Genomic DNA, 26,879 nt, shown 5'->3' on the forward strand with positions numbered 1-26,879 from the left:
GGATAGCAGCCAAGAAAGGAGTGTATGTGATATGCAAAGAAAGAAGGAGGTACAGGCCAATGGACTAGAGAAGAAAAGGAGATCCATTCTATGTCCAAAATGCGGACACAGGCTATTGGATGCATCTGTAAATACAAAAGCACAGTTGGTTACCCCGACAAGGAACTGTAATCCCGATTTCGTGATAAAGTGCAGGCATTGCAGTTCAGAAATCGGGGTAATTAAAACTGAATAGAGGAAATCTGATTCGCTCCAAATGTTTACGCAGGGAGCTGACCGAGGCGCTACGGTAATACGGCAAGTCCCATAAGGAATGTATATGGGATAGGGAAACGGATAGCTAAATCGGGACAAGGATCATTCGTTTGTTTGAGCATGATGCACGAGGGGGAAATTTCATTCCTTAGTTATCGGTTAAACCCTCATGATACCATCTGAAAGATGATGGAGACGACATTGAGCCTGGCAAGCGGCACTTTTGTGCTGCTTGTCAGGCTCTTTTTTATTTTAGCGGCTCAGGTGCCGCCTGCCGGGCTCCGAAAGGAGAACGGCAAATTGAAAATCAATTACACATTTGCAAATGGTGAGACTTCTGACGTAGAGGTCAGAGAAGAAATCGGAAACTTGATTCTGGATTCCAGACGGGAGGAAAGCAATCAGGACCGGAAGGAGCGGTACCATTGCTATTCCCTGGATGCGGCGGAATATGAAGGCGAGGATTATGCGGACGGCAGTACTCCGGAGACAGAACTTTTTCTGCAGGTTGAAAACCAGCGGATCAAAAAGGCGTTCGAGCAGCTCTCAGAAGTACAGCGGCGCAGGCTGCTGATGCTGGCCGAAGGGGTATCCCTCCGGGAGATCGCCCGCAGGGAGGGCAAGGATATCAAGTCCATCCGGGAATCCATCGAAGGGGCCAGAAAAAAGTTTTTGAAATATTTCTGAGATACCCCCTCAAAACAGCCTTCCAATCTCCGTATGTTGAAGGACATCCCGATACCGTCCTTCAGAAAGCAGAGGTGATGAGATGAAACACACATTGCAGATCCGTGTTTCAAAAAAGCCTGTGAACAGTGGTGCGGTCAGTGTGCGGAATGTGTCTGTGCGGGAGCGGTTCATGCGTTTTCTGCTGGGCGACAAGGTCAGGCTGACGGTCATCGTTCCGGGCAGTACGGTGGAAGAACTGTCCATCCGGGAGGTTGCGGAAGGAGGGCTGGCGCATGAGTAAGATGAAACTTCTTCTGGACGTGGTATCCGATCTCCGTTCCCTGGCAGACAGTTTGCAGGCGGTGGCGGACGCTGTCGCACAGGGCGGACAGGAGCAGCCGGACCAAACCACGGAGGAAAAGCCGGCTCAGAAACCAGAAAAGAAAAATGCTGCAAAGCAAGTGGAGCCACCAGTGGAGAAGCCAGAGCCAAAGCCGCTGACGCTGGAACAGGTGCGGGCGGCTCTGGCAGAGAAGTCCCGTGCCGGACACACATCGGAAGTAAAGGCGCTCCTGATCAAGCATGGTGCCGATAAGCTGTCGGACATTGACCCGGCGGAGTACCCGGCGCTCCTTGCGGAAGCGGAGGTGCTGTGATGGGAAAACACGCATTGCTTTCCGCTTCCTCCAGCCACCGGTGGCTGAACTGCCCACCCTCCGCGAGGCTTTGCGAGAAGTATGAGGACACAGGCAGCGAATACGCCCAGGAAGGGACGGACGCCCACAGCCTGTGCGAATACAGGCTAAAACAGGCGCTGGGCATGGATGCCGCAGACCCAACGGAGAACCTTTCCTTCTACAACGAGGAAATGGAGCAGTGCGCTTTGGACTATGCGGCCTATGTGCTGGAACTGGTGGAAGGCGCAAAGAAATCCTGCAAAGACCCGGTGGTGCTGATTGAGCAGCGGCTGGACTTTTCCCGTTTCGTCAAAGACGGCTTCGGAACCGGCGACTGCGTCATCATTGCAGACGGCACCCTGGACATCGTGGATTATAAGCACGGGAAAGGCGTGGAGGTATCCGCGGTAGAGAATCCCCAGATGATGCTGTATGCCCTGGGCGCTCTGGAACTGTTTGACGGCATCTATGACATTGATACCGTCCGCATGACCATCTTCCAGCCGCGCCGGGATAACGTGAGTGTCAGCATCATGGCGAAAGATGACCTTTTGCAGTGGGCCTGCAACGACCTGACTTATAAGGCGAAGCTGGCCTATGAGGGCGGCGGGGAGTTTGCCTGCGGGGACTGGTGCCGGTTTTGCAAGGCAAAGGCGGTCTGCCGGAAACGGGCGGAGTACAACCTGGAACTGGCGAAATACGATTTTGAGATGCCAGACACATTGGAGGACGCGGAGATTGCCGCCATCCTGGACAAGGCGGATGAACTGGCTGTCTGGGCTGCGGATGTGAAGGAATACGCGCTCCGGCAGGCACTCAGCGGGACGGAGTATCCCGGCTATAAAGTGGTGGAGGGACGCTCCAACCGCCGGTACACCAGCGAGGAGGCGGTGGCCGACGCCGTTTCTCAGGCAGGATACGACCCCTACGCCAAAAAGATACTTGGCCTTACGGAGATGCAGAAGCTCTTAGGCAAAAAGAAATTTGACGAGCTGCTGGGAGGACTGATTGAAAAGCCCCAGGGCAAGCCCGTCCTTGTGCCATTGTCCGATAAACGGCAGCCTATGAATACAGCACAGAATGATTTTAAAGATTGAGGAGGAAATCAGAATGTCAAATAAAGTCAAGAACCCGATGAAAGTGATTACCGGCCCCAATACCAGATGGAGCTACTGCAACGTATGGCAGCCCAAGTCTATCAACGGTGGCACTCCAAAATACAGTGTCAGCCTGATCATCCCTAAGTCGGATACAGTGACCATCAATAAGATTAAGGCAGCCATCGAAGCCGCCTACAAAGAAGGCGAGGCAAAGTTGAAGGGCAATGGCAGGAGTGTCCCGGCACTTTCCGTCCTAAAGACGCCGCTCCGTGACGGGGATGCGGAACGCCCGGACGATGAAGCCTACGCAAACGCCTATTTCGTCAATGCTAACAGCGCCACGGCTCCGGGCATTGTGGATGCGGACCGCCAGCCGATCCTGGATACTTCCGAGGTTTACAGCGGTGTGTACGGCAGGGCGAGCATCAACTTCTATGCCTTCAATTCCAATGGAAATAAAGGGATTGCCTGTGGGCTGAATAACCTGCAGAAGATCCGGGACGGAGAACCGTTAGGCGGAAAGTCCCGTCCGGAGGATGATTTTGCAGAGGAGGATGAGGATTTCCTCTCCTGACGCATGAAACTGCCGATATCGGGTGGCGGGGGAATACCCCTGCCGCCCTTAAGGCGGTGAAGGGAGATGATAAACTTGAAATCTATATCATGGGATTTGGAAACGTACAGCAGTGTGGATCTTACGAAATGTGGGGTGTACCGATACTGCGAGAGCGAAGATTTTGAAATCCTGCTTGCCGCATATTCCATCGATGGCGGGGCGGTACAGGTGACCGACCTTGCCTGTGGGGAGAAACTCCCGCAAGAGATTCTGGATGCGCTGGAAGATGAAACTGTAGAGAAGTGGTCATACAACTCGCAATTTGAACGGATTTGTCTCTCACGGCTCCTCGGCTATCCGGCCGGTGACTATCTTGCTCCGGAATCCTGGCGCTGCTCTATGGTGTGGGCCTCAACACTGGGCCTTCCCCGTTCCCTGGAAAGCGTGGGCGTAGTGCTGGGGCTGGAGAAGCAGAAGTTGACGGAGGGCAAAGACCTGATCCGCTATTTCTGTGTCCCCTGCAGACCGACCAAAGCAAACGGAGGCAGGATGCGGAACTTGCCGGAGCATGACCCGGAGAAATGGGAACGGTTCAAGGCATATAACCTCCGGGATGTGGAGACGGAAATGCAGATACAGAAAAGGCTCTCCAATTTTCCGGTACCGGATACCATCTGGGAAGAATACCATCTCGACCAGGAGATCAATGACCGGGGAATCGGCGTGGATATGGAACTGGTCCGGCAGGCCATCGCCATGGATGCCCGTTCCCGTGAACGGCTGACCGCCGCTATGCGGGAACTGACGGAACTGGAAAACCCGAATTCCGTACAGCAGATGAAACAGTGGCTGGCAGACCACGGGCTGGAAACGGACACCCTGGGGAAAAAGGCAGTGGCGGAATTGCTTAAGACCGCGCCGGGGCCGCTCCGGGAGGTTCTCTCCCTCCGGCAGCAGCTCGCTAAGAGCAGCGTGAAGAAATACACGGCAATGGAGAACGCGGTCTGCGCCGACAGCCGGGCCCATGGAATGTTCCAGTTTTACGGGGCCAACCGCACCGGCCGGTTCTCCGGGCGGCTGATCCAGTTGCAAAATCTGTATAAGAATACCATGCCAGATCTGGCACAGGCACGGGCTCTGGTGCGGAGTGGTAATTACGAAGCCCTTTCCTTGCTCTACGAAGATATCCCAGATACCCTATCACAGTTGATCCGCACGGCATTTGTGCCGCAGGATGGCAGGAAACTCATCGTAGCGGATTTCTCCGCCATCGAAGCAAGGGTACTGGCCTGGTTCGCTGGAGAGAAATGGGTATTGGAGGTCTTTGAAAAAGGCGGAGACATTTACTGTGAGACTGCTGCCCGTATGTTCCACTGCAGGGTGGAAAAGCATGGGGAGAACGCAGAGTTGCGTCAAAAGGGGAAACAAGCCACTTTATCCTGCGGGTACGGCGGAAGCGTCGGTGCGCTGAAAGCAATGGGTGCATTGGAGGCAGGAATGACGGAGGAGGAACTGCAGCCCCTGGTGGACAGCTGGAGAGAGGCAAATCCCAATATCGTCCGTTTCTGGTGGGATGTAGACCGGGCAGTGAAGGACTGTATCAGGCAGAGAGTCCCCACGGAGACACACGGGCTCCATTTTGATTACCGGAGTGCTATGCTCTTTATCACGCTTCCTTCCGGCCGGCGGCTTGCCTATGTGAAACCGAGGATCGGAGAGAACCAGTTTGGCGGGGAGTCGGTGACTTACATGGGTGTGGGCGGTACGAAGAAATGGGAACGGCTGGAAAGCTATGGCCCCAAGTTTGTAGAGAACATCGTCCAGGGTACCGCCCGCGATATTCTTTGCTATGCCATGCAGACCTTAAAAAACTGCTCCATTGTCGCCCATGTGCATGACGAGATTATCATCGAGGCCGACCGACGGATGTCGGTTGCAGCGGTGTGCGAACAGATGGGAAGGACGCCGCCCTGGGCGAAAGGGCTGAAGCTCCGGGCGGACGGATACGAATGCGAGTTTTATCAGAAGGATTAGAAGGAGGTGCAGCCTATGGGTATTAACAAATATAACAGCGAGGGCTACTATGACCCAACGGTCTATGAAGCCCTTGTCAATATTGAGAAAGCGGAAAAATCGGCAAGGCGTGTATACCGGCCTCTGGTCTATATATGCTCTCCCTACGCTGGTGATGTGGAACGGAACGTGAACATGGCAAGGGCATACAGCCGCTTTGCGGTACGGAATACCTGTATTCCCATTACCCCTCACCTGCTCTATCCGCAGTTCATGGATGACGCCGTCCCAGCAGAGCGGGAACTTGCCCTGTTCATGGGAATGGTGCTGCTCACAAAATGTGAGCAGGTGTGGGTGTTCGGCAGCGTCATATCATCGGGGATGCGGGCAGAGATTGCGAAAGCGGAAAAGAAGAACATACCGGTGCGGTATTTTACGGAGGAATTGGAGGAGATGCCATGCGCGAATTAAACATTGCCTGCGCCAACAGCCGCAGCACGAAACAGTTGACGAACAAGAAGATCGAACTCTCCGCTTTGAAGGAACGGCTGAAAGTGACAATCCGCACAACGGAGTCCGCAGAGGAATACGCCCGGCTCCCCAGGTCGAAACGGGACGCCGCGAAGGACCACGGCGGCATTGTAGCTGGCGTGCTAAAGGACGGGAGGCGCAAGATCGACACGGTGGTCTCCCGGTCCATGGTAACGCTGGACGGGGACCGGATCGAGGCGGAATTCCTGGAGGACTATGAACGCTGGGTTCCCTACACCTCCATCCTCTACAGCACCCACAGCCACACGCCGGAGACGCCGCGGGTGCGGATACTGGTTCCCCTGACGAGGGATGTAACGCCGGAGGAGTATGTGGCGGTGGCAAGATACCTGGCCCAGTCCCTGGGCATGGACTATTTTGATGAATGCTCCTACCTGCCCAACCAGCTCATGTACTGGCCCAGCACACCGGCCAACGGGGAGTTTGTCTATAAGGAGACGGACGGGCCGTGGCTTGACCCGGACGAAATCCTGTCGGCGCATCCAGAATGGACAGACCCTACCAGGCTGCCTACCTCCTCCAGGGAGAGCCGGGCGAAGGGGATCGGGGATAAGAAACAGGCAGATCCGCTGGAAAAGGAAGGTATTGTTGGAGTTTTCAATAACGCCTACTTTCCTATAAACCTCGCCATGGAAAAATTCCTGAGTGACATTTATGAGCTTTCAGCGGATGGGACACGCTACCGCTTTAAGGAGTCGAGCAGCCAGCCGGGTGTGGAGATCAAGGAGGGCGGCAAATTTGTATACAGCCACCACGCCAAAGACCCGGCATATCTGAAGCTGTGCAGCGCCTTTGACATTGTTCGCATCCATCTCTTTGGCGATGAGGACGAGAAGAAGACGTTCCGTGCGATGGCGGATTTTGCCAGCAGGGACGAGACGGTCAAAATGCTGCTCCTTGAGAAAAAGCAGCAGGCGGCAGAAACGGACTTCTGTTTCACGGACGGGGACGATACCTGGAAGAAAAAGCTGGAGTATGAGCCTCGTTCTATGGTGCTAAAAAACAACCTCCACAACATCACCCTGATCATGGAGAATGACCCCAACCTCAAGGGCATTGTGTTCAATCAGCTGGCAGACGGCTTGGAGATCAAGGGCGAGGTGCCATGGAAACATCCGGCAAGGTTCTGGCGCGATGCGGATGATGCGCAGCTCATCAGTTTCGTGGATTCCCATTATGGCTCGTTTTCAGAACGTAACTACCGCATTGCGGTTACTAAAGTGACGGACGACCGTTCCTATCACCCTATCCGGGAAATGTTCGAGTCCCTTCCGCCATGGGATAAGGTCAGGCGGGCAGAGACCGTGCTGATCGATTATCTCGGTGCGGAGGACAACCGCTATGTCAGGGCGGTCACCAGGAAGTCGCTGTGTGCGGCGTATATGAGGGTACATTATCCCGGCATCAAGTTTGACAACATGATTGTTTTAAATGGGGCTCAGGGCATTGGCAAAAGCACCCTGATTTCCTCTCTGGGCGGGGAATGGTTCTCGGACAGCCTTGCCCTTTCTGACATGAACGACAAAACAGCCGCTGAGAAACTGCAGGGGTACTGGATTCTGGAGATCGGCGAGCTTGCGGGCATGAGAAAGGCGGACATCGACAAGGTCAAAGCCTTTATTTCCAGGCAGGACGACAAATACCGTGCCAGTTTTGGGCGGAGGGTGACTCCGCACCCAAGGCAATGCGTGTTCTTCGGCACGACCAACAGCGAGAACGGGTATCTCCGCGACATTACCGGCAACCGCAGGTTCTGGAACGTCAAGGTTACCGGCCAGGGAAAGTGCAAGCCTTGGGAGATGACCGCCGAGGTGGTTCAGCAGATATGGGCGGAGGTCGCCGAGATCGCCAGGTCGGGAGAAAAGCTGTATCTTGATGCTGACCTTGAGGCTTACGCCAGGCAGGAACAGCGGGAAGCGATGGAGCAGGACGACCGTGAGGGCATCGTGCGGAATTATCTGGATATGCTCCTCCCCGATGATTGGGACAGCATGGATTATTACCGGCGCAGGGAGTATATCCGTGATATTGACGATCCGACCCGGGTTGAAGGCACTGTGAAGCGCCAGACCGTGAGCAATATCGAGATCTGGTGCGAATGCTTCGGCAAAAGCAAGGAGGAGATGCGCCCCTCGGACTCCTATGCCATATCCGCCATTATGGTGCGGATCGAGGGCTGGGAGAAATGCGGGGTGCGGCAGATGCTCCCCATCTATGGCCGGCAGCGTGTATATACGAGGACAACCTGACCCGTCCATCATCTGTCCGGGAGTTGTCCATGGCCGGAAAACGCAGTCAGCACAAGGGCTTTCTGCAATTTTGTGGACAACTGGACAGAAAAAACTATAAAAGACAAAAACATGGAGTTTTATATGATAGAACCCGTCCTGCACACGGGCGAATGCGCGTATTTCGCGCGTAAGGGATTTTTTCGTCCACTTGTCCGCAGAAGCGGCAAAAACGCAGTGATTTCAAGGGTTTTTGCTGTGGACAGGCCCTGTGGACAAGGGCTGGACGGGACAACTTCTGAAAGGAGAAATCGGAAATGATCAAAAATGGAAGGCCTTATACGAATGAGAACGGATTTACCGATGGGGCGCTGATCACCGGCCGTGAGGATGCTGTGGTTACCGCGGTTGACGGGTGGATCAGAAAGAATATCCGCGCCGGGAAAAAGGTCCTGCAGGGGCATACGAGCTACGGGATGAAGCACCTGCTGGAACATGATACGGGCGTTTACCTTACCAACAACGAGTTCAAGGACGCCATGCTGCTTGCCGGATACCGGCCCGTGAATCCGGACAGCCTGAACTGGAAGTACCGCATTGAGCTGACACGAGAGATCAATGACAATCCCAGCCCGTTCTTCCGCTGGGCGAGGAACTTCGAGGCGGACGCCACGCCATGCGGGGATTTTGTCCGGGATATGCTCCGCGACTTTGAATTCCCGGTCCTGGCGGAACACGATGTCATTGCACGGTATCTTGGCCGTATCGGCGCCTGCAGCGGAGCAGTGGAAGCATTTGAGGTGTTATGGAGGGAATATGCGGGAGCGGCAGATTGAGCAGAACCTGGCAAAAGCCGTGAAAGAGGCAGGCGGCATCGCACCGAAATTTACCTCTCCCGGATTTGCCGGGATGCCCGACCGCTTAGTGCTGATGCCGGGCGGACACATCGGCTTTGTGGAGGTAAAAGCACCGGGAGAAAAACCGAGGCCCCTGCAGCTTTCCAGGCACAGGCTCCTTCGGCGGTTAGGTTTCCAGGTGTATGTGCTGGATGATGAGAAACAGATCGGAGGGATCATAGATGAGATACAGGCCCCATGAGTATCAGAAATATGCCACGGAGTATATCGAGACACACCCTGTTGCGGCAGTGCTTTTATCGATGGGACTTGGAAAAACGAGCATTACCCTGACCGCTTTGAACGACCTGCTGTTCGACCGCTTTGAGATCCACAAAGCCATCGTCATTGCGCCACTCCGTGTGGCACGGGATACCTGGCCGGCAGAGATTGAAAAGTGGGACCACCTGGGCAGCCTGATCTATTCCGTGGCTGTGGGAACAGAAGCGGAGCGGCTGGCGGCGCTGAGACGGCAGGCCGACATTTACATCATCAACCGGGAGAACGTGCAGTGGCTGGTAGAGGTAAGCGGTATCCCCTTTGATTACGACATGGTGGTGGTCGATGAGTTATCTTCTTTCAAAAACCACCAGTCCAAGCGGTTCCGTGCCATGATGAAGGTGCGGCCGAAGGTGGGACGGATCGTGGGCCTGACTGGGACGCCAAGCAGCAATGGGCTGATGGACCTGTGGGCTGAGTTCAAGCTGCTGGATATGGGGCAGCGGCTTGGGAGGTTCATTGGCCAGTACCGCACCCGGTTCTTCCTGCCGGACAAACGTAATGGGCAGGTGGTGTTTTCCTACAAGCCTCTTCCAGGAGCGGAGGAACAGATCTTCCGGCTGATTTCCGACATCACGATTTCGATGAAATCCACCGACTATCTGCGGATGCCACAGTTCGTTTCTTCCGGCTATGAGGTGTATCTCTCTGAGGAGGAAACGCAACGGTATGTTTCCTTCAAGCGGGATCTGCTGCTACAGCTCCCGGACGGGGAAATAACTGCCGCCAATGCTGCGGCCCTATCGGGGAAGCTCTCCCAGATGGCAAACGGCGCAGTTTACACGGATGACGGAGAGTCCATCGACATCCATGACCGGAAACTGGATGCCCTGGAGGACATCATCGAGAGTATGGGAGGGAAACCGCTCCTGGTGGCTTACTGGTTCCGGCACGACCTGGAACGGATCACGAAGCGGCTCCATAAGCTGAAAATCCCGTTTTCCAGGCTGGATTCTTCGGAAAGCATCCGCAGATGGAATGCAGGGGAACTTCCAGTGGCACTGATTCACCCGGCATCGGCGGGACACGGGCTGAACCTTCAAAGCGGAGGTTCCACCCTTGTATGGTTTGGACTGACCTGGTCCCTGGAACTTTACCAGCAGACCAACGCCCGCCTCTGGCGGCAGGGCCAGCAGTCCGATACCGTGGTGGTGCTGCATATCATCACGAAAGGTACGATTGACGAGCGGATCATGAAAGCCCTGTCGGAAAAGGACACCACACAGGCTGCGTTGATCGAAGCCGTAAAAGCTGATTTGAAAATCTGAGCAAATCTAAGACAACTATAGCCAATCCGAGGGAATTTAATAAATTTTTTTGGAGGTGCGGTATGGATGCATTTGATAACTTAAAAAACGCAATCGTCCGGCAGGCAGCGGAGGATTATGCTGCGGCATTCATGGGCTGCAGTATTGATGGGAAAAGCCCGGAAGACACAATGCTGGAGTGTGAAAGATTCTTCCGGTCTGACTGGTACGACACCCTGACCAGGGGAGCGGTTGATGGAGAATGGCTGATGCGGAATATAAAAATCCGAGAGCTTGAAAATACATTGGAAATATATAAGGATATCCTCAGCCCTTGCAACTGCTGTACGATTAAGGTGGCTGTTGCTTTCCTCCACGATAAAGGCGGGAAAAAACGAAAACCGCTGAACTATATCTTTCCGCCAAGACTGGCGTCGGGGCTGATGGATATGGCGAGAATCCAGCTTGAAACATTAAAAACAGAGTTGGAGGAACTGAAAAAACAGGATGGGGAGGTATCGGAATGACGGCCAAGGAATACTTGAACCAGGCCAGGGAAATAGATGCCCTGATCCATTCCAAACTGAGGGAATTGGATTATTGGAGGGATCTGTCAAGGAGGATATCCGGCAGCCATTTTGAGGAACAGCATAATCCTAACCGTCCGTCGGATGCTCCTTTTGCCAGATGTATCTGCAAGATTGATGAACTGGAGCGGGACATCAGCCATATGGTGGATGAATATGTGGATTTGCAAAAATCGGTGAGTCAAGCCATTGACTGTGTTGAGAATAATCAGGAAAAGCTGCTGCTGCGCTACCGGTATATTGATGGGAGGACATGGCAGAAAATAGCAGAGCTGCTGGATGTTTCTTTGAGGACAGTCCACCGCATACATGGGTCGGCTCTCCAACACTTTCCGGATTTTATCTGACATTGGCACACTTTGACACACCGCTTCCCTTGTGGCACATAGGGTGGTGGAGTATGATAGAATCAGCGAAAATGTATACAGCCAAAAGCCTTCGTGGGAGATTTTCCTGCGGGGGCTTTCTTTATGCCTGGAGGAGGTGAGCCGATGCCAAGGAAACCAAAGCGGCCGTGTTCCTACCCCGGCTGTCCTAAGCTGACGGATGGCAGGTTCTGTGAGGAACATCAAAGAAAAGAGAACCAGCGGTACGAAAAGTATGACCGGGACCCGGCAGCCAAGCGCAGGTATGGACGGGCATGGAAACGCATCCGCGACCGGTACATGAATGCACACCCACTTTGTGAGCGATGCCAACGGGAAGGCAGGCTCGTAAAAGCGGAGCAGGTGCATCACATCAAGCCTCTGGCAGAGGGCGGTGATCACAGCGAAACGAATCTGATGTCCTTATGTTCATCTTGCCATGCGAAAATCCATGCAGAACGTGGGGACCGCTGGCACAATCACTAAAGGCCCCAGGGGCGGTCAAAATCTCTACGGCTCTGCCCCGTGGGAACGGGCGCGGGGGCTCGCGTGCGAAAAAGGCGAAATCAAAAGGGTAATAAAGGGTGGCCGGCTGCGGCTGCTTTACTTTTCGAGGAAAGGGGTGAGAAAATGCCGACAAAATCCAACAACACAGGCGGGCGCGGCGGTGCAAGACCCGGTGCGGGAAGAAAAAAGTCTGCGGTCAAGGAAAAAGCCGAGAATGGCAATCCGGGCGGACGCAGGCTGGAAGTGCTGGATATTCCCGAAGTCGAGGGTGTCGATATGCCAAAGCCCCATGAATTCCTTTCTGCCGAGCAGCGTGACGGGAGTACGCTCCAGGCGGAGGAGATATACACGGAAACCTGGGAGTGGCTGAAAAAGGTGGGCTGTGCGGCGAAAGTGTCTCCCCAGCTATTAGAACGGTATGCTATGTGCTCCGCCCGGTGGATTCAGTGCGAGGAGATGACTAACCGTATGGGCTTCCTATCCAAGCACCCGACCACCCAGAAGCCAATCCCGTCTCCGTTCATCAATATCGGCATCAACTATATGAACCAGGCGGTGCGGCTCTGGAACGAGATTTTCCAAATCGTGAAAGAAAACTGCAGCACCGATTACGGGGAGGTTTCTCCCCAGGACGATCTGATGGAGCGCCTGCTCCGCGCAAGGAAGGGGTGAAACCTATGTTTGAAAAAGTAAATCCGTGCCACCCGGATAAGGTGGCGGACCGTATCGCCGGCGCTCTGGTGGATGCGGCGTATAGGAAAGAGGAAAATCCCAGGATCGCCGTGGAAGTCCTCATCGGCCACGGCGTCTGCCACATCATTGCGGAGAGTTCCGTACACATCCCGCTGGATGAGGTGGATGCCATTGTGAAGCGTATCGGCGGGAATCTGCACACAGATTATGTGGAAGTCCCGCAGGACGGACGCCTCGCCGATAACCAGGCGGAAGGAATCCGCTGCGGCGACAACGGTATCTTTAAGGGGATGCCGGTCACGGAGGAGCAGAAAGTTCTCTGTGAGATTGCAAAAAGTGTGTATCACACTTACCCCACAGATGGGAAGTACATCATTGATGAAGCAAGGCTGACCCTCTGCCAGAGCCATGCCCCTGCCGCCAAGCTGCAGAAGCGGTATCCGGGCGCCGAGGTCAATCCCCTGGGCGACTGGACAGGCGGCACGGATGTGGACGCAGGCGCCACCAATCGGAAACTGGGTAGCGACATGGCCGATTCGGTGACGGGCGGCGGGCTTCATGGGAAAGACCTCTCCAAAGCGGATGTGTCTGTGAACATCTACGCTTGGCTCAAAGCGCAGGAAACCGGAAAGCCAGTGGAACTGTGCTGCGCCATCGGGGATGATACAGTGGACGGTGTTCCCTACGCTGAGATCGTGGAGACGGCCCGGAGATACATCCAGATCCTTGGCGGTTTTGAGAAATTTGCGGAATGGGGGCTGGTGCGATGAAAACTACATCTCATTCGGAAGGAGCATTAATTTGGGTTGATGAACAGATGAAGACTCTCGGTGTGGATGATTATCATTTTTGCCCAGAGAACGATTGTTATGTTTGTGATCGCTACGGGAACTTCTATTCAATTTGTCACAGACAGTATTCCAAGGCAGGAAATTTAGTTGAAAAATACAGGATAATGAAACTAAACGGATCAATCGATAAGTATGGCTATGTTACGTATCGCATCACGATAGATGGAATCAAAAAACATCTTAAGGCACATAGAATGATGCTAAATGCGTGGATTGGAGAAAGGCAAAATCTTGTAGTAAACCATAAAGATGGCAACAAACAGAATAATGCCCTCTCAAATCTCGAATGGTGTACAGTTGCTGAAAATAATGCTCATGCGATTAGTACGGGATTGTTTGATCCGCATGCCGCCAAACATGAATTAGCCATACCGTTAGCAGACTGGCTCACATTATATATTCTGTATGAGCATTTCGGAATGTCTATGTGCGAATTAGGGCGGATAAATAATGTTTCACATTCGACTATTTCAAAAATCGTCCAAAGAATCCGTACAATTCTGCCGAAGGAGGTGCAGCATGGAACATAAAACAATTACAGAATTCCAGTTGGTTGATATTAATCGGCTTGTCCCATATATCAATAATGCAAGGACACACAGCCCGGAGCAGATAAACAAGCTTCGGGCTTCTTTACGGGAGTTTGGATTTGTAAATCCGATTATTGTTGATAGAGATTACAACGTTCTGGCAGGACACGGACGTCTTATCGGCGCAAAGGCAGAAGGATACAAAGAAGTTCCGTGCGTTTTTGTGGATGAAATGACGGAAGCGCAGAAGAAAGCCTATATCATTGCGGACAACCGCATGGCGATGGATGCCGGATGGGATGAGGAACTTCTGCGGGTGGAGATTGAGTCCTTGCAGGGTATGGACTTTGATCCCCTGCTGACCGGTTTTGATGAAAAGGAACTGGCAGACCTGTTTGGTACAGATGATGAGGCGAAGGAAGATGACTTCGATGTGGAAGCGGAACTGGAGAAGCCCTGCTTTTCCAAAGCAGGTGACATCTGGCGGCTTGGAAAACATACCGTCATCTGCGGGGATTCCACAGACCCGGAGACGTTCCGTTTGCTTCTTAGAGACACGAAGGTCAACCTGGTCTGCACGGACGCCCCGTATTTTGTTAAACTGGAGAGCCAGTCCGGGCGGATCGCAAACGACGATCTGGAGGATGCCCAGGCCTACGAGTTCCTCATGAAAGCATTTACGAACTTCAAAGATGCCATGGCCATTGACGCTTCTATCTATGAATTTTACGCCACTATGAAAGCGCGTGTGTTTTATGACGCCTTTGAGGATGCCGGGTTCAAGGTCGGCGCCGGACTCATCTGGAAAAAGCCCAGGGCTCCGCTGATGCGGACAGACTGGAAGTTCAACATGGAACCGATCATCTTTGGCTGGAGAAAGGATGGAAAGCACAAGTGGTATGGAGACCAGAAACAGAAAGCCGTCTTTGAATTTGATGGAATCAAGAATTCAAAAGAGGACGGACATGGTCATCCTTCCAGTAAACCTGTTCCTCTCATTGCGTATCTGATACAGCAAAGCACACAGGTAAATGGAATCGTACTGGATGGGTTTCTGGGTTCAGCATCCACGCTGATTGCCTGTGACCAGATCGGGCGGATCTGTTATGGGGTGGAACTGGAACCAAAGTTTGTAGATGTGGCAGTTATGCGTTACATGAACCAGCATGGCAACAGTGCGGATGGTGTGCTGTTGATCCGGGATGGAAAGGAACATACCTACGAACAGGCACTTGATATGGCGGAGGTAATTGCAGATGAGTAATGTAAAATATCGGTTTTCTGAAGACGGCCTTGTAGCCTATGGGGAACTGGCAAGCGGTCAGATTTTTGTGATAGATGCCGATATGGTCGAAAAGATTCGTACAGTTAAATTTTATCTGGGCAGCAAAGGAAATGGCAGCCAATATTATGTGATTGACTGTAAGGGACGAACCCTCCATGATTATCTGTTTGAACACAGGCCAGGCTATGAAATAGACCATATAAATCTGGACACATTTGACAATCGCAGGTGCAATATCCGTTATTGTACACATCAGCAGAACCAGATGAACCAGCCGCTGCAGAAAAATAATACTTCCGGTGTCAGTGGCGTGAGTTATTATCCGCCAAGGCGCAAATTCCGGGCAAGAATAAAAATCTGCCAGCAAGAGATACACCTTGGCTATTTTGATACCTTTGAAGATGCAGTAAAAGCGCGGAATATTGGAATGCTTTGTATGTTTGGACAGTATGGGAGATATAACGATACTGGAAAAGCACCGGATTGGATTGAAAGAAAAGTCGCTGGAAAATGTGCGCGTTATGCGGAACTCTCGCAGAACAGCGCATTTTTTGATTTCTGGGATGGGGGTGTTGTCAATGATCCATGACAAACTGACCCTCGGCAGCCTCTTTGACGGCTCCGGCGGCTTCCCCCTGGGCGGCTTGCTCTCCGGCATTACCCCCGTTTGGGCATCGGAGATTGAGCCGTTCCCCATCCGGGTGACCACAAAGCGGCTGCCTTTTATGAAGCATTACGGCGATGTCTCCCGGATGGACGGCGCAGAGGTAGAGCCGGTGGACATCATCACCTTCGGCTCGCCCTGCCAGGATATGAGCATTGCCGGGAAAAGAGCCGGGCTTGGCGGCTCACGGAGTAACCTCTTTTATGAGGCAATACGGATTGTAAAAGAAATGAGGTGTGCAACCGATGGAAAATATCCGAGGTATATCGTCTGGGAGAACGTCCCTGGCGCGTTCAGTTCCAACAAGGGCGCGGACTTCCAGTCCGTCCTCGAAGAAATCTGCTCGGTCAAAGGATACGAAATTCATACTCCTCGACCTGAGAGATGGGCAAACGCCGGGGAAATCGTGGCAGACGATTTCAGTCTCGCATGGCGGGTATTTGATGCGCAGTACTGGGGAGTTCCCCAGCGCAGAAAACGTATCTACCTTGTCGCAGATTTTGCAGGCGGGAGTGCCGGAAAAATACTATTTGAGTCCGAAGGCGTGTCTGGGTATACTCCGCAGGGCTTCCGCCCGTGGCAAGGAACTGCCGGAACTTTTGCGGAAGGCGCTGGAGCGTCAGGCTGCGTCTGCTTAAACGACCAGGGCGGCAGCCGCATGGATGTGACGGAGGACGTTGCGGCAACGCTCCGGGCAGAAAACCACGGGCATCCTCCCTGCGTGATGGGGGCAGCCGGTTTCTGTACCGAGCATTCCGCACAGGCCAGGGGCATCGGGTATGAGGAGGAGACCTCGCCTACTCTCCGTACCGGTACGGTGCCGGCGGCGGTTTATGAAAACCATAGCCAGGACACCAGATACACCGGCCCGCTGGAGACAGCCCCCACGGTCATGTCTACCTATGGCACAGGCGGAAACAACCAGCCCTTTGTGGTGGAGACACCCAAGACGCTGAAGATCCGCTCTGGCTGTGAGGGCGGCGGCAAAGGTGCACTGATCCAGGATAACAAATCCGCTACGCTTGGCTGCAACAACGACCAGACGGTATTCGTGCCGTTTGTGAAAGGTACCCGGCCCCACTCTCCCGATGAAGAACCGCAGTGGAAAGCCTCCGATGTGGCGAACACACTGAATACCTGCGATGTGGGCGAGACCCGGTGTAATGAACTGGCGGTCAAAGTATATGGCATCTGCTCTAAAGACAGCAACGCCATGAAATCCGAGAATCCCAAGAGCGGCTTCTACGAAGCGGAAACTTCCAGATGCCTGGATGCGAACGGCGGAAATCCTACCTGCAATCAGGGAGGCATGGCCGTGGTGGCCCTGCAGGGTTCCATGATTGGCAGGGCGGAAAAGAACGGTCCCCAGGGCAGCGGCGTGAATGAGGATGTATCCTTTACGCTGGATGCTGCTGATCGTCACGCCGTAGCCTACTGCATGACCACCGGCACTTACACCCAGATGCTTAAGGAACAGTCCCCGACCTTGATGGCAAGGGACTATAAAGACCCGCCTGTAGTGAACGAGACAGAGCCAGAATACATTGTACGCAGGCTGACGCCCACCGAGTGCGCAAGGCTGCAGGGGTTCCCGGACTGGTGGTGCACCGGGCTTGAAACCGATGAGCCGTCTGAGGAGGAGATCGAGTTCTGGACAGAGGTGTTTGAGATACACCGCTCCGTCATGGGGAAGTCCTCCAGACCCAAGAGCCGGAACCAGATCATCAAGTGGCTGAAAAATCCCCACTCCGACAGCGCAGAATATAAAATGTGGGGCAACGGCGTGGCGCTCCCCAACGTCTATTTCGTGCTTTCCGGCATTGTGTACTACTCACAATTCCCGGACTTTTTGTTGTGACATATTTTGTGCCGGATTCGCTTGCTATTTCCGCTGCTTAGAGTGATTAATGTAGTACCGAAAAACAAGGAGGTACAGGGAATGCGAATTGAATTTCACAGAACAGGCGCGGAAAGGAAGGCGCTGGTAACAGCCATCGGGGAAATCCTGGAGGTCAGGCCGCAGTACAAAGGAATGCCGAGCGCCGCTTACGAAATCGGCTACTTTACAGTAACGAAAGAAGGTACGCTGGAATTTGATGACCGGGCCGACAGCGGGGAGGTGGAAAACCTGCTGGAGCAGCTTGCTGACCGGGGGATCGTTGCAGCACCCGCAGAAATGGCACAGGCATGGCTTAACGCAAGGGCAGAGGAATTATCCAAGGCAAGTAAAACCGAGCCACAGGAGGCAAACGTGGGGCTTACGGTGGAAATCCCGCTTGATAAGGTATCGTTGGGCAATCTTACTAAGCTGCTGGAAGCCAAGGGCAAACTGATACGGAAAGCTTTGGGGATCAGCGAGCTTTCCTTTGAAATCATGGAGGACCGGGTGGCGTTTCCTTGGTTCGAGGAACTGCCCGATTCCGATGCTGCTAAAGCCTACACCCACTTCATTTCCGCACTCTGCGAGATGAGCAGGAATGCCAAGCGGGTAACAGCGACTGAGAAACCGGTGGAGAATGAGAAATACGCATTCCGCTGTTTTCTGCTGCGGTTGGGATTTATCGGCAGCGAATATAAAGCGGAGCGCAAGATCCTGCTGAAGAATCTGACCGGGTCCTCGGCTTTCAAGGATGGGGGTGTGAACCATGAAGTTTCCAAGTAGAGAGATTGTGGAAAGCATCCGCCGGGAATATCCCGCCGGCACCCGTGTGGAATTGGTGCAGATGGATGATGTGCAGGCTCCGCCTGCCGGTACAAAAGGCACCGTCAAAGGTGTGGATGACACCGGTTTCCTCCTTATGCGCTGGGATAATGGCAGTGGCCTGAACGTGGTCTATGGGGAGGATATTGTCCGGAAAATTCCTGTGGTCAAAACAGTTTGTTATGGCAGAACCAAAGAATGGTACAGCCGTGCGGAGGCAGAGCAGTTTTTCTTTCACGCAATGATGAACTCCGAAGGCAGTGAGCAAAATCGGTACATGAAAATATATACGGAATTGAAATTGGGGAAAGCATTCTGTACGGATGAGGAGGAATGAGCAATGGAACAGGATATTTTGGAGCAGCTCTATTTTGGCAGGATTGTGCCATGGGAGAACCGGAATGATAAGACTCCTGAGATGGAACAATGCAGTGAGCAGGTTTATCGGGATACAGAGCATTTGACACAGCTACTGGATGAGGACGGGAAAAAGATCCTTGAGCGGCTCATGGATAACCGTTCTGAACTGGAAAGCCATCAGATCCTGGAGGGCTTTAAGGATGGGTTCCGGCTGGGGGTTCAGCTTACGGCAGCAGGTTTTGGAAATAAAAATAAGCTGTAAAACACACAAATTCTGCCCGGAATCATTGTGTAATATATAGTGCGGAATTAACTTGCTATTATCCTCTTTTAGAGCGAATATGTGTACACCGAAAGGGAAAACACACAGCCGCAGGGCAGAAAAAACGGAGGATTTCAGAATGAATGAGAAAACAGCAAGGCAGATTGCAGAGATGAAAACGCAGACTATCGGGGTTGAGGTGGAAATGAACAATATCACCCGGCAGAAGGCTGCGAAGGTTGCCGCCACCTACTTCGGCACAGGCAGATATGAGAACACTGCCGGCCGCAACGGGTACAGCACTTGGAGCGCATGGGACAGTCAGGGACGCGAGTGGAAATTCCAGAAGGACGTTTCCATCGCAGGACCGGAAGAACAGGAATGCGAACTGGTCACCCCGATCCTGACCTACGGCGACATCGAAACCCTGCAGGAGCTTTGCAGGCAGCTCAGACATGCCGGAGCGAAAAGCGACGCCAGCCGTGGCTGTGGAGTTCACATCCACATCGGAGCGCAGGGGCACACGCCGCAGAGCCTTCGGAACCTTGCCAATATTATGGCGAGCCATGAAAGCCTGATCGCCGAGGCACTGAAACTTGACCGGGGCCGCATGAACCGTTACTGCCGCACGGTAGACCCACAGTTTTTGGAGCAGGTCAATCGCAGGAAGCCCCGCACAATGTCACAGCTTGCAGACATCTGGTACAACAGCAACGGCGCAAGCTACGGAAGAAACCACCATTACAACGACAGCCGCTACCATATGCTCAACCTCCACGCCACCTTTACCAAAGGCACGGTCGAGTTCCGGCTCTTCCAGTTTGATGAGCCGACAGCCGAGCGCAGGGGCGGCATCCACGCGGGGCAGCTTAAAAGCTACATCCAGCTTTGCCTGGCCTTAAGCCAAATGGCAAAGGATGTGCGGACGGCAAGCCCTAAGCCCCAGCAGAACGAGAACCCCAAATACGCCATGCGCACCTGGCTCCTCCGCCTGGGCTTCATCGGCGAGGAGTTCGCAACGGCCAGAGATTTTCTGACCCGCAATCTTTCTGGGGACACAGCCTTCCGGCACGGTAGAGCAGCCGCTTGAAGGACACGCAGGAGTTAGCCTCCTGCCACCTTACCCTTGACCGCCTCGGCGGTCTTAAGGTGGTAGAAGGGTGATCCCTTCGGAAAGGAGATGCGGATATGCATTTGACAATTAAGGATACTGCGAAAATGAGGAGAATGGGATATACCGTTAAGGCGATGTACGAAACGGCGAAAGGCATCCCGTTCCTAAAGTATTTCATGGACAAGGCAGAAATGGACAGATTTACCGCAAATGCGGAAGAAGAGGGTTCAAGGCTGGTGGCTTGGGCAGAAAGGGGTGCTTGAAAGATGAAGAGATATTACATTGCTTATGGAAGTAACCTCAATGTTGGTCAGATGCGGATGCGCTGCCCGCACGCCACAATCCTCGGTACGGCAAATCTTAAGGGCTGGGAACTGCTTTTTAAGGGGAGTAAGACCGGCTCCTACCTGACCATCGAGAAAAGCGAAGGCGGTACGGTCCCTGTGGTGATCTGGGAGGTGACGGCGACCGATGAAGCCGCCCTCGACCGCTACGAGGGATTCCCCAATTTCTATTACAAGCGGGACATTAAACTTCAGTACAAAGGCATCCGCACGGGGAAGCGCAGGACGGTGACGGCCTTTGCCTACATCATGCATGAGGACAGGCCGATTGGCATTCCGAGTAATTTCTACATGAGGACTTGCTTGGAAGGGTATGATACCTTCTGCTTCGACAAAAACATTCTGGTTGACGCTTACGACAAATGCAGGGAGGTATGCGGATATGAAGGATAATGTGATCCGGATAGCGGTTTGCCCACTGTGTGGCAGAACCTACCATGGCGTTCCGGCGCTTTCACGGGAGGACAACAAAACGTTCATCTGCCCAGACTGCGGCACCCGGCAGGCGCTCCAGTCCATCGGTGTGGAGCCATCTGAACAGGAACAGATCATCGAGACGATCCACCGTCATACACAGGAGTGATATACACAATTTGTTCCTCCCATCTTTGTGCAGATTATGCTCAGAATTGACTTGATAATATGTGCTTTTAGAGCGAATATGTACACACCGAAAGGGAAAACAAAGAAAACGGAGGACGCCAACATGAAAGCCTACAACGCCTTTAGAACACAGGTTGAGAACATCAAGACTGAGAAGGACCTCAAAGATGCCCACATTAGCATTTGCCGCGCATACAGCGCCTACCGCATCAGCTACGAGCAGTTCATGGAGCTCCGGAAGATGATGATTTCCAAGAGAGCCGAAAAAGGCTTTTCTTGGGGCAAGGGCATTTAAAAAACGGCGCAGGACACGGAGGGTAAAATCATGACGATCAACGAAGCGATGAAAAAGTACAGACTGCCGAACCCCACAACAACCGAGGATTTGGAGATGCGGTTCTCAGGCATGGACGGCAAAACGCTGAATTTTGGAGACAAGGTTCTTCTTGCCGGATACTACTACAACGGGAGAAACAAGCCCTGCTACTTCGGCGCAGCATACGAGTTCCTTACCGATGATCACACCTGCGAAGGGATGATCGGGCTGAGAGCAGCCAGCGGGGTTGAGTTCGAGGATGACGGCCACGCCATCGCCTGGGCGATGCAGCAGTAAAGAAAACCAACAGAGAACGAGCCGCATGGCTCTTTCTCTCGTACAGAACCATTTTGAAAGTCGCAGCAATGCGGCTTATTTTTATGCCATTCGGGAGGTGGTGTCTATGCGAAAGCTGAAGAAATACAAGCCCACAAAGTTCATGGCGAAGACCTCGCACTACGATAAAGACGCCGCCGATTATGCGGTGATGTTCATCGAGTCTCTCTGTCATACAAAGGGTACCTGGGCGGGAAAGCCCTTTGAACTGATCGACTGGCAGGAACAGATCATCCGTGACCTGTTCGGCGTGTTAAAGCCTAATGGCTACCGTCAGTTCAATACAGCGTATATCGAGATCCCCAAGAAACAGGGCAAGTCGGAACTTGCCGCCGCTGTGGCGCTCCTGCTCCTGTGTGGGGACGGCGAGGAACGGGCCGAGGTGTATGGGTGTGCCGCCGACCGTAACCAGGCAAAGATTGTGTTTGATGTGGCTGTGGATATGGTGCGGTTCTGCCCAGCGCTTTCCAAGCGGGTAAAGATCCTGGAATCCCAGAAGAAGATCACCTATCTGCCCACCAATTCCTCCTATCAGGTGCTGTCGGCAGATGTAGCCAACAAACATGGTTTCAATACACACGGTGTGATTTTTGATGAGCTGCATACCCAGCCCAACCGAAAGCTCTTTGACGTCATGCTCCAAGGCTCCGGGGACGCCAGGATGCAGCCGCTGTATTTCCTGATCACTACTGCCGGAAACGACACCAACTCCATCTGCTATGAGGTGCATCAAAAGGCCATCGACATTGCGGAAGGCAGGAAGGTCGATCCTACTTTCTATTCTGTCATTTACGGAGCGGCAGAGGATGAGGATTGGACAGACCCCAAGGCGTGGAAAAAGGCCAATCCTTCCCTTGGCATCACGGTGGGCATTGATAAGGTGAAAGCCGCTTGTGAATCCGCCCAGCAGAATCCCGGCGAGGAGAACGCTTTCCGGCAGTTAAGGCTCAACCAGTGGGTGAAGCAGTCCGTCCGCTGGATGCCGCTGGACAAGTGGGACGCCTGCGCCTTTCCGGTTTCCGAGGATGACCTGGAAGGGCGCATCTGCTACGGCGGTCTGGATCTTTCATCCACTACGGACATCACGGCTTTTGTGCTGGTGTTCCCGCCGCTGGATGAGGAGGATAAATACTACATCCTGCCATACTTCTGGATACCGGAGGAAACGCTTGACCTCCGTGTCCGCAGAGATCATGTTCCCTACGACCTGTGGGAGCGCCAGGGGACGCTGATGACTACAGAAGGGAACGTGGTGCATTACGGTTACATTGAGAAATTCATCGAACAGTTGGGCGAGCGGTTCAATATCCGGGAAATTGCCTTTGACCGCTGGGGCGCTGTGCAGATGGTGCAGAACCTGGAGGGCATGGGCTTTACGGTAGTCCCCTTCGGGCAGGGCTTTAAGGATATGTCCCCGCCGACCAAGGAACTGATGAAGCTGGTGCTGGAGGAGAAAATCGCCCACGGCGGACACCCGGTGCTGCGGTGGATGATGGACAACATCTTCATCCGTACCGACCCAGCCGGCAACATCAAGGCGGACAAGGAAAAATCCACAGAGAAGATTGACGGTGCGATTGCCACTATTATGGGGCTTGACCGGGCGATCCGCTGTGGGAATGATACGGGAGCTTCGGTTTATGACAGCCGGGGCCTTTTGTTTATCTGAAAGGACGGTGATTTGATATGGGTATCTTTTCCGGGCTTTTCCGTTCCAGGGATAAGCCCCAGAACCGCACTACAGGCAGTGCATACAGCTTTTTCTTTGGAGGAAGTTCTGCTGGCAAGCGTGTCAATGAACGGTCTGCCATGCAGATGACGGCAGTGTATTCCTGTGTCCGTATTCTGGCAGAGGCAGTGGCAGGCCTGCCGCTGCACCTCTACCGATACAAGGAGGACGGCGGTAAAGAGAAAGCCATCGACCATCCGCTGTACTTGCTTTTGCATGACGAGCCAAACCCGGAGATGAGTTCCTTCGTGTTCCGGGAAACGCTCATGACCCACCTTTTGCTGTGGGGCAATGCTTACGCACAGATCATCCGTAACGGTAAAGGAGAGGTGATTGCCCTCTACCCGCTGATGCCGGACCGGATGACAGTAAATCGTGACAGCAATGGACAGCTTTATTACGAATACACCGTCAGCATGGATGACGCGCCCACAGTTAAAGGCAGCCTTGTCCGGCTGCAACCCTCCGATGTGCTGCATATCCCAGGGCTTGGCTTTGACGGGCTGGTGGGGTATTCCCCTATCGCTATGGCAAAGAACGCCATCGGCATGGCGATTGCCTGTGAGGAATACGGGGCGAAGTTCTTTGCAAACGGTGCGGCCCCTGGCGGCGTCCTGGAGCATCCGGGTACCATCAAAGACCCGCAGCGTGTCCGGGAAAGCTGGCAGTCCACCTTTGGAGGCAGCGGCAATGCCAATAAGATCGCTGTCTTAGAGGAAGGCATGAAATATACGCCCATCGGCATCTCGCCGGAACAGGCGCAGTTTCTGGAAACCAGAAAATTTCAGATCAATGAGATCGCCCGGATTTTCCGGGTGCCGCCCCACATGGTGGGCGACCTGGAGAAGTCGAGCTTTTCTAATATTGAGCAGCAGTCTCTGGAGTTCGTGAAATACACGCTGGAACCCTGGCTGGTGCGATGGGAGCAGTCCATTCAGAGGATACTGCTTTCCCCGGAGGAAAAGAAGAGTTATTTTGCCAAGTTCAACGTGGAGGGGCTGCTCCGGGGCGATTATGCCAGCAGGATGACCGGCTACGCTACGGCAAGGCAGAACGGCTGGATGAGCGCCAACGATATCCGGGAACTGGAGAACATGGACCGCATCCCTGCCGAGGAAGGCGGAGACCTGTACCTGATCAATGGCAATATGCTCCCGCTGGGGAATGCGGGCGCTTTTGCAGATACACAAACGGGAAAGGAGGAAAACCCCGATGAAGAAGTTCTGGAAGTGGAAGAACCAGGCGGAACGGACGCTGTTCCTGAACGGCACCATCGCCGAGGAAAGCTGGTTTGACGATGACGTCACGCCGCAGCTTTTTAAAGAGGAACTGATGGGCGGAAGCGGAGACATCACAGTCTGGATTAACTCGCCAGGCGGGGACTGTGTAGCGGCTGCCCAGATCTATAACATGCTGATGGACTATCCGCACAACGTGACTGTGAAGATCGATGGTATCGCAGCCAGCGCCGCCTCGGTTATTGCGATGGCTGGCACGAAGGTGCTGGTATCGCCGGTGTCCATGATGATGATCCACAATCCCATGACTGTGGCCATGGGTGATACCGCAGAGATGCAGAAAGCCATCGAGATGCTTGGCAGCGTGAAGGATTCCATCATCAACGCCTATGAAATCAAGACCGGGCTGTCCCGCGCCAAGTTGTCCCATCTGATGGACGCTGAGACCTGGATGGACGCGAACAAGGCGGTGGAGCTTGGCTTTGCCGATGATATTCTCAAACGCTCCGATGTACCGGAGGACATGGAGCCGCCTGCGGTGTCCATGCTCTATTCCAAAGCGGCTGTGGTTAACTCCCTCATGGATAAGATTGCAGCCAAGTGCAGGACCAACCCTAAGAAAATTGAAGATTCCAAACCCAAGGGCCGCTCCGTAGACAGTCTCTACGAGCGGCTCAATCTTTTGAAAAATTAAGGAGGATACCACAATGACGATTCTTGAACTGCGCGAGAAGCGAGCCAAAGCCTGGGAAGCCGCAAAGGCATTTTTGGATTCCCATAGAAACGATAAAGGCATCCTATCTGCCGAGGATGATGCCGCCTACACCCGCATGGAGCAGGAGATCACCGACCTGGGCAAGGAGATTGCCCGCCTGGAACGCCAGGAGGCACTGGATGCAGAACTGAACCGCCCGGTGAACAAGCCCTTGACGGGTAAGCCTATGAACGGCAAGGAGAAGGCTAAAACTGGCCGTGCGGCGGATGAGTACCGCCAGAACTTCTGGAACATGATGCGTTCCAAAGCACCGATGCCTTCTGTAGTGAATGCGCTGCAGATCGGGACGGATTCCGAAGGCGGCTATCTGGTGCCGGATGAATATGAGCGTACTCTGGTGGAGGCGCTGGAGGAAGAAAATATCTTCCGCCAGCTTGCAAAGGTGATCCAGACATCCAGCGGCGACCGGAAGATCCCGGTGGTGGCATCCAAGGGAACTGCCTCCTGGATCGATGAGGAGGGAGCCTACACGGAAAGCGATGACTCCTTTGCGCAGGTATCCATTGGAGCCTACAAGCTGGGAACGATGATCAAGGTTTCCGAGGAACTGTTAAATGACAGTGTATTTGACCTGGAGTCCTATATTGCCAGGGAGTTTGCGAGAAGGATCGGAACCAAAGAAGAGGAAGCCTTCTTTACCGGGGACGGTATCGGAAAGCCTCTGGGAATCCTGGCTGCCTCTGGCGGTGCGGAAACCGGTGTGACGGCGGCATCCGCTACTGCGGTGACAGCGGATGAACTGATAGATCTGTTCTACTCTCTGAAATCCCCGTACCGTAAAAATGCGGTATGGGTTTTGAACGACTCCACCATCAAGGCTATCCGCAAGCTGAAGGATAACAACGGCCAGTACCTGTGGCAGCCGTCCCTGGTAGCCGGTACGCCGGATACGATGCTTGGCCGGCCGGTGAAAACCTCCGCTTATATGCCTGCCATTGCGGCCGGGGCGAAGACCATCGCTTTTGGTGATTTCTCTTATTATTGGATCGCAGACCGCCAGGGGCGTTCCTTTAAACGCCTGAACGAACTGTATGCGGCAAACGGTCAGGTGGGCTTCCTTGGTTCCCAGAGAGTGGACGGCAAGATGATCCTTCCAGAGGCTGTTAAGGTGCTGGTACAGAAAGCCGGATCTGCGGGTTAAGGATAC

Annotated in this window: 33 protein-coding genes and 1 pseudogene; all 34 read left to right on the forward strand. The window is 53.6% G+C overall.

Going from position 1 to position 26,879, the window contains the following annotated elements:
* The first annotated feature begins 31 nt into the window (after nucleotides 1-31).
* Nucleotides 32-235, forward strand: a complete 204-nt coding sequence (locus tag FGQ85_RS05685; RefSeq protein ID WP_138372890.1) for a hypothetical protein — start codon at nucleotides 32-34, stop codon at nucleotides 233-235.
* 206 nt (nucleotides 236-441) lie between these two features.
* On the forward strand, nucleotides 442-942 hold the full coding sequence (locus FGQ85_RS05690; protein ID WP_243128491.1) for a hypothetical protein: 501 nt from the start codon (nucleotides 442-444) through the stop codon (nucleotides 940-942).
* An 82-nt stretch (nucleotides 943-1,024) separates the two neighbouring features.
* Nucleotides 1,025-1,225, forward strand: a complete 201-nt coding sequence (locus FGQ85_RS05695) for a hypothetical protein (RefSeq protein WP_087371588.1) — start codon at nucleotides 1,025-1,027, stop codon at nucleotides 1,223-1,225.
* Complete coding sequence (locus FGQ85_RS05700; RefSeq protein WP_087314823.1) at nucleotides 1,218-1,580, forward strand: rRNA biogenesis protein rrp5; 363 nt, start codon at nucleotides 1,218-1,220, stop codon at nucleotides 1,578-1,580. Before FGQ85_RS05695 ends, FGQ85_RS05700 begins: the two co-directional genes overlap by 8 nt.
* Nucleotides 1,580-2,698, forward strand: a complete 1,119-nt coding sequence (locus FGQ85_RS05705) for a DUF2800 domain-containing protein (RefSeq protein WP_138372891.1) — start codon at nucleotides 1,580-1,582, stop codon at nucleotides 2,696-2,698. Before FGQ85_RS05700 ends, FGQ85_RS05705 begins: the two co-directional genes overlap by 1 nt.
* 13 nt (nucleotides 2,699-2,711) lie before the next feature.
* Nucleotides 2,712-3,275: a DUF2815 family protein gene (locus FGQ85_RS05710; RefSeq protein WP_171027893.1), complete on the forward strand. Its 564-nt coding sequence runs from the start codon at nucleotides 2,712-2,714 to the stop codon at nucleotides 3,273-3,275.
* A gap of 75 nt (nucleotides 3,276-3,350) precedes the next feature.
* Nucleotides 3,351-5,291 carry a DNA polymerase gene (locus FGQ85_RS05715; protein ID WP_347563058.1) on the forward strand — a complete coding sequence of 647 codons (1,941 nt, stop codon included), beginning with the start codon at nucleotides 3,351-3,353 and terminating at the stop codon, nucleotides 5,289-5,291.
* A gap of 15 nt (nucleotides 5,292-5,306) precedes the next feature.
* Complete coding sequence (locus FGQ85_RS05720) at nucleotides 5,307-5,741, forward strand: DUF4406 domain-containing protein (protein WP_087314829.1); 435 nt, start codon at nucleotides 5,307-5,309, stop codon at nucleotides 5,739-5,741.
* Complete coding sequence (locus FGQ85_RS05725; RefSeq protein WP_138372894.1) at nucleotides 5,729-8,071, forward strand: virulence-associated E family protein; 2,343 nt, start codon at nucleotides 5,729-5,731, stop codon at nucleotides 8,069-8,071. Before FGQ85_RS05720 ends, FGQ85_RS05725 begins: the two co-directional genes overlap by 13 nt.
* 296 nt (nucleotides 8,072-8,367) lie before the next feature.
* On the forward strand, nucleotides 8,368-8,886 hold the full coding sequence (locus FGQ85_RS05730) for a YozE family protein (protein WP_138372895.1): 519 nt from the start codon (nucleotides 8,368-8,370) through the stop codon (nucleotides 8,884-8,886).
* Nucleotides 8,867-9,148, forward strand: a complete 282-nt coding sequence (locus tag FGQ85_RS05735) for a VRR-NUC domain-containing protein (protein WP_138372896.1) — start codon at nucleotides 8,867-8,869, stop codon at nucleotides 9,146-9,148. The genes FGQ85_RS05730 and FGQ85_RS05735 overlap by 20 nt, the downstream gene beginning before the upstream one ends.
* Nucleotides 9,129-10,493, forward strand: a complete 1,365-nt coding sequence (locus FGQ85_RS05740; protein ID WP_138372897.1) for a DEAD/DEAH box helicase — start codon at nucleotides 9,129-9,131, stop codon at nucleotides 10,491-10,493. Before FGQ85_RS05735 ends, FGQ85_RS05740 begins: the two co-directional genes overlap by 20 nt.
* Nucleotides 10,494-10,555: 62 nt before the next feature.
* Nucleotides 10,556-10,999: a hypothetical protein gene (locus FGQ85_RS18560; RefSeq protein ID WP_177675111.1), complete on the forward strand. Its 444-nt coding sequence runs from the start codon at nucleotides 10,556-10,558 to the stop codon at nucleotides 10,997-10,999.
* Entirely contained in the window at nucleotides 10,996-11,406 is a 411-nt protein-coding gene (locus FGQ85_RS05750; protein WP_138372898.1) for a sigma factor-like helix-turn-helix DNA-binding protein, read from the forward strand. Before FGQ85_RS18560 ends, FGQ85_RS05750 begins: the two co-directional genes overlap by 4 nt.
* A gap of 144 nt (nucleotides 11,407-11,550) precedes the next feature.
* Nucleotides 11,551-11,910: an HNH endonuclease gene (locus FGQ85_RS05755; RefSeq protein WP_138372899.1), complete on the forward strand. Its 360-nt coding sequence runs from the start codon at nucleotides 11,551-11,553 to the stop codon at nucleotides 11,908-11,910.
* A 144-nt stretch (nucleotides 11,911-12,054) separates the two neighbouring features.
* Nucleotides 12,055-12,603, forward strand: a complete 549-nt coding sequence (locus FGQ85_RS05760) for a P27 family phage terminase small subunit (RefSeq protein ID WP_009269271.1) — start codon at nucleotides 12,055-12,057, stop codon at nucleotides 12,601-12,603.
* Nucleotides 12,604-12,608: 5 nt separating this feature from the next.
* The gene (locus FGQ85_RS05765; protein WP_087314843.1) at nucleotides 12,609-13,394 is read left to right on the forward strand and encodes an S-adenosylmethionine synthetase N-terminal domain-containing protein; all 786 of its coding nucleotides are present in this window, start codon (nucleotides 12,609-12,611) and stop codon (nucleotides 13,392-13,394) included.
* Nucleotides 13,391-14,005 (forward strand): HNH endonuclease, encoded by a 615-nt coding sequence (locus FGQ85_RS05770; RefSeq protein WP_087314845.1) that lies wholly within the window; start codon nucleotides 13,391-13,393, stop codon nucleotides 14,003-14,005. The genes FGQ85_RS05765 and FGQ85_RS05770 overlap by 4 nt, the downstream gene beginning before the upstream one ends.
* Nucleotides 13,995-15,269 (forward strand): DNA methyltransferase, encoded by a 1,275-nt coding sequence (locus FGQ85_RS05775; RefSeq protein WP_087314847.1) that lies wholly within the window; start codon nucleotides 13,995-13,997, stop codon nucleotides 15,267-15,269. The genes FGQ85_RS05770 and FGQ85_RS05775 overlap by 11 nt, the downstream gene beginning before the upstream one ends.
* Nucleotides 15,262-15,879: an HNH endonuclease gene (locus FGQ85_RS05780; RefSeq protein ID WP_087314849.1), complete on the forward strand. Its 618-nt coding sequence runs from the start codon at nucleotides 15,262-15,264 to the stop codon at nucleotides 15,877-15,879. The genes FGQ85_RS05775 and FGQ85_RS05780 overlap by 8 nt, the downstream gene beginning before the upstream one ends.
* Entirely contained in the window at nucleotides 15,869-17,812 is a 1,944-nt protein-coding gene (gene dcm, locus FGQ85_RS05785) for a DNA (cytosine-5-)-methyltransferase (protein ID WP_138372900.1), read from the forward strand. Before FGQ85_RS05780 ends, dcm begins: the two co-directional genes overlap by 11 nt.
* Nucleotides 17,813-17,893: 81 nt before the next feature.
* Nucleotides 17,894-18,616 (forward strand): virulence protein, encoded by a 723-nt coding sequence (locus FGQ85_RS05790; RefSeq protein WP_138372901.1) that lies wholly within the window; start codon nucleotides 17,894-17,896, stop codon nucleotides 18,614-18,616.
* Nucleotides 18,600-18,815 (forward strand): annotated as a pseudogene (locus FGQ85_RS19125) (DUF4314 domain-containing protein); the annotation flags it as partial. The gene FGQ85_RS05790 and the pseudogene FGQ85_RS19125, both read left to right, overlap by 17 nt.
* Before the next feature lie 180 nt (nucleotides 18,816-18,995).
* A complete protein-coding gene (locus tag FGQ85_RS05800) occupies nucleotides 18,996-19,277 on the forward strand; it encodes a DUF6809 family protein (protein ID WP_087314857.1) in 282 nt (93 codons plus the stop codon).
* A gap of 139 nt (nucleotides 19,278-19,416) precedes the next feature.
* Nucleotides 19,417-20,367: an amidoligase family protein gene (locus FGQ85_RS05805; protein WP_087314859.1), complete on the forward strand. Its 951-nt coding sequence runs from the start codon at nucleotides 19,417-19,419 to the stop codon at nucleotides 20,365-20,367.
* Between the two features lie 98 nt (nucleotides 20,368-20,465).
* Entirely contained in the window at nucleotides 20,466-20,654 is a 189-nt protein-coding gene (locus FGQ85_RS05810) for a hypothetical protein (RefSeq protein WP_087314861.1), read from the forward strand.
* A 3-nt stretch (nucleotides 20,655-20,657) separates the two neighbouring features.
* Nucleotides 20,658-21,128: a gamma-glutamylcyclotransferase family protein gene (locus FGQ85_RS05815; protein WP_087314863.1), complete on the forward strand. Its 471-nt coding sequence runs from the start codon at nucleotides 20,658-20,660 to the stop codon at nucleotides 21,126-21,128.
* Complete coding sequence (locus FGQ85_RS05820; protein WP_087314865.1) at nucleotides 21,118-21,318, forward strand: hypothetical protein; 201 nt, start codon at nucleotides 21,118-21,120, stop codon at nucleotides 21,316-21,318. The genes FGQ85_RS05815 and FGQ85_RS05820 overlap by 11 nt, the downstream gene beginning before the upstream one ends.
* 123 nt (nucleotides 21,319-21,441) lie before the next feature.
* Nucleotides 21,442-21,633 carry a hypothetical protein gene (locus tag FGQ85_RS05825; protein WP_087314867.1) on the forward strand — a complete coding sequence of 64 codons (192 nt, stop codon included), beginning with the start codon at nucleotides 21,442-21,444 and terminating at the stop codon, nucleotides 21,631-21,633.
* A 30-nt stretch (nucleotides 21,634-21,663) separates the two neighbouring features.
* On the forward strand, nucleotides 21,664-21,951 hold the full coding sequence (locus FGQ85_RS05830; RefSeq protein ID WP_087314869.1) for a hypothetical protein: 288 nt from the start codon (nucleotides 21,664-21,666) through the stop codon (nucleotides 21,949-21,951).
* Nucleotides 21,952-22,057: 106 nt separating this feature from the next.
* Nucleotides 22,058-23,659: a terminase TerL endonuclease subunit gene (locus tag FGQ85_RS05835; RefSeq protein WP_171027894.1), complete on the forward strand. Its 1,602-nt coding sequence runs from the start codon at nucleotides 22,058-22,060 to the stop codon at nucleotides 23,657-23,659.
* 17 nt (nucleotides 23,660-23,676) lie between these two features.
* Complete coding sequence (locus tag FGQ85_RS05840; RefSeq protein WP_138372902.1) at nucleotides 23,677-25,014, forward strand: phage portal protein; 1,338 nt, start codon at nucleotides 23,677-23,679, stop codon at nucleotides 25,012-25,014.
* Nucleotides 24,932-25,651 (forward strand): head maturation protease, ClpP-related, encoded by a 720-nt coding sequence (locus FGQ85_RS05845; protein WP_138372903.1) that lies wholly within the window; start codon nucleotides 24,932-24,934, stop codon nucleotides 25,649-25,651. Before FGQ85_RS05840 ends, FGQ85_RS05845 begins: the two co-directional genes overlap by 83 nt.
* A 13-nt stretch (nucleotides 25,652-25,664) precedes the next feature.
* Nucleotides 25,665-26,873, forward strand: coding sequence for a phage major capsid protein (locus tag FGQ85_RS05850; RefSeq protein WP_138372904.1), 1,209 nt, complete (start codon nucleotides 25,665-25,667; stop codon nucleotides 26,871-26,873).
* Nucleotides 26,874-26,879: the final 6 nt, after the last annotated feature.

The sequence above is a fragment of the Pseudoflavonifractor sp. BSD2780061688st1 E11 genome (genome assembly GCF_005844125.1).
GTDB classification, from domain to species: Bacteria; Bacillota; Clostridia; order Lachnospirales; family Lachnospiraceae; genus Sellimonas; species Sellimonas catena.

Bases quoted from the DNA above. Each gene is read 5' to 3' on its own strand.
- FGQ85_RS05740 (WP_138372897.1), top strand. From the start codon at position 9,129: ATGAGATACAGGCCCCATGAGTATCAGAAATATGCCACGGAGTATATC.
- FGQ85_RS05720 (WP_087314829.1), top strand. From the start codon at position 5,307: ATGGGTATTAACAAATATAACAGCGAGGGCTACTATGACCCAACGGTC.
- FGQ85_RS05690 (WP_243128491.1), top strand. From the start codon at position 442: ATGATGGAGACGACATTGAGCCTGGCAAGCGGCACTTTTGTGCTGCTT.
- FGQ85_RS05725 (WP_138372894.1), top strand. From the start codon at position 5,729: ATGCGCGAATTAAACATTGCCTGCGCCAACAGCCGCAGCACGAAACAG.
- dcm (WP_138372900.1), top strand. From the start codon at position 15,869: ATGATCCATGACAAACTGACCCTCGGCAGCCTCTTTGACGGCTCCGGC.
- FGQ85_RS05735 (WP_138372896.1), top strand. From the start codon at position 8,867: ATGCGGGAGCGGCAGATTGAGCAGAACCTGGCAAAAGCCGTGAAAGAG.
- FGQ85_RS05810 (WP_087314861.1), top strand. From the start codon at position 20,466: ATGCATTTGACAATTAAGGATACTGCGAAAATGAGGAGAATGGGATAT.
- FGQ85_RS05835 (WP_171027894.1), top strand. From the start codon at position 22,058: ATGCGAAAGCTGAAGAAATACAAGCCCACAAAGTTCATGGCGAAGACC.
- FGQ85_RS18560 (WP_177675111.1), top strand. From the start codon at position 10,556: ATGGATGCATTTGATAACTTAAAAAACGCAATCGTCCGGCAGGCAGCG.
- FGQ85_RS05815 (WP_087314863.1), top strand. From the start codon at position 20,658: ATGAAGAGATATTACATTGCTTATGGAAGTAACCTCAATGTTGGTCAG.
- FGQ85_RS05830 (WP_087314869.1), top strand. From the start codon at position 21,664: ATGACGATCAACGAAGCGATGAAAAAGTACAGACTGCCGAACCCCACA.
- FGQ85_RS05710 (WP_171027893.1), top strand. From the start codon at position 2,712: ATGTCAAATAAAGTCAAGAACCCGATGAAAGTGATTACCGGCCCCAAT.
- FGQ85_RS05770 (WP_087314845.1), top strand. From the start codon at position 13,391: ATGAAAACTACATCTCATTCGGAAGGAGCATTAATTTGGGTTGATGAA.
- FGQ85_RS05685 (WP_138372890.1), top strand. From the start codon at position 32: ATGCAAAGAAAGAAGGAGGTACAGGCCAATGGACTAGAGAAGAAAAGG.
- FGQ85_RS05775 (WP_087314847.1), top strand. From the start codon at position 13,995: ATGGAACATAAAACAATTACAGAATTCCAGTTGGTTGATATTAATCGG.
- FGQ85_RS05760 (WP_009269271.1), top strand. From the start codon at position 12,055: ATGCCGACAAAATCCAACAACACAGGCGGGCGCGGCGGTGCAAGACCC.
- FGQ85_RS05750 (WP_138372898.1), top strand. From the start codon at position 10,996: ATGACGGCCAAGGAATACTTGAACCAGGCCAGGGAAATAGATGCCCTG.
- FGQ85_RS05730 (WP_138372895.1), top strand. From the start codon at position 8,368: ATGATCAAAAATGGAAGGCCTTATACGAATGAGAACGGATTTACCGAT.
- FGQ85_RS05700 (WP_087314823.1), top strand. From the start codon at position 1,218: ATGAGTAAGATGAAACTTCTTCTGGACGTGGTATCCGATCTCCGTTCC.
- FGQ85_RS05790 (WP_138372901.1), top strand. From the start codon at position 17,894: ATGCGAATTGAATTTCACAGAACAGGCGCGGAAAGGAAGGCGCTGGTA.
- FGQ85_RS05780 (WP_087314849.1), top strand. From the start codon at position 15,262: ATGAGTAATGTAAAATATCGGTTTTCTGAAGACGGCCTTGTAGCCTAT.
- FGQ85_RS05755 (WP_138372899.1), top strand. From the start codon at position 11,551: ATGCCAAGGAAACCAAAGCGGCCGTGTTCCTACCCCGGCTGTCCTAAG.
- FGQ85_RS05845 (WP_138372903.1), top strand. From the start codon at position 24,932: ATGAAGAAGTTCTGGAAGTGGAAGAACCAGGCGGAACGGACGCTGTTC.
- FGQ85_RS05840 (WP_138372902.1), top strand. From the start codon at position 23,677: ATGGGTATCTTTTCCGGGCTTTTCCGTTCCAGGGATAAGCCCCAGAAC.
- FGQ85_RS05705 (WP_138372891.1), top strand. From the start codon at position 1,580: ATGGGAAAACACGCATTGCTTTCCGCTTCCTCCAGCCACCGGTGGCTG.
- FGQ85_RS05820 (WP_087314865.1), top strand. From the start codon at position 21,118: ATGAAGGATAATGTGATCCGGATAGCGGTTTGCCCACTGTGTGGCAGA.
- FGQ85_RS05695 (WP_087371588.1), top strand. From the start codon at position 1,025: ATGAAACACACATTGCAGATCCGTGTTTCAAAAAAGCCTGTGAACAGT.
- FGQ85_RS05765 (WP_087314843.1), top strand. From the start codon at position 12,609: ATGTTTGAAAAAGTAAATCCGTGCCACCCGGATAAGGTGGCGGACCGT.
- FGQ85_RS05850 (WP_138372904.1), top strand. From the start codon at position 25,665: ATGACGATTCTTGAACTGCGCGAGAAGCGAGCCAAAGCCTGGGAAGCC.
- FGQ85_RS05825 (WP_087314867.1), top strand. From the start codon at position 21,442: ATGAAAGCCTACAACGCCTTTAGAACACAGGTTGAGAACATCAAGACT.
- FGQ85_RS05800 (WP_087314857.1), top strand. From the start codon at position 18,996: ATGGAACAGGATATTTTGGAGCAGCTCTATTTTGGCAGGATTGTGCCA.
- FGQ85_RS05805 (WP_087314859.1), top strand. From the start codon at position 19,417: ATGAATGAGAAAACAGCAAGGCAGATTGCAGAGATGAAAACGCAGACT.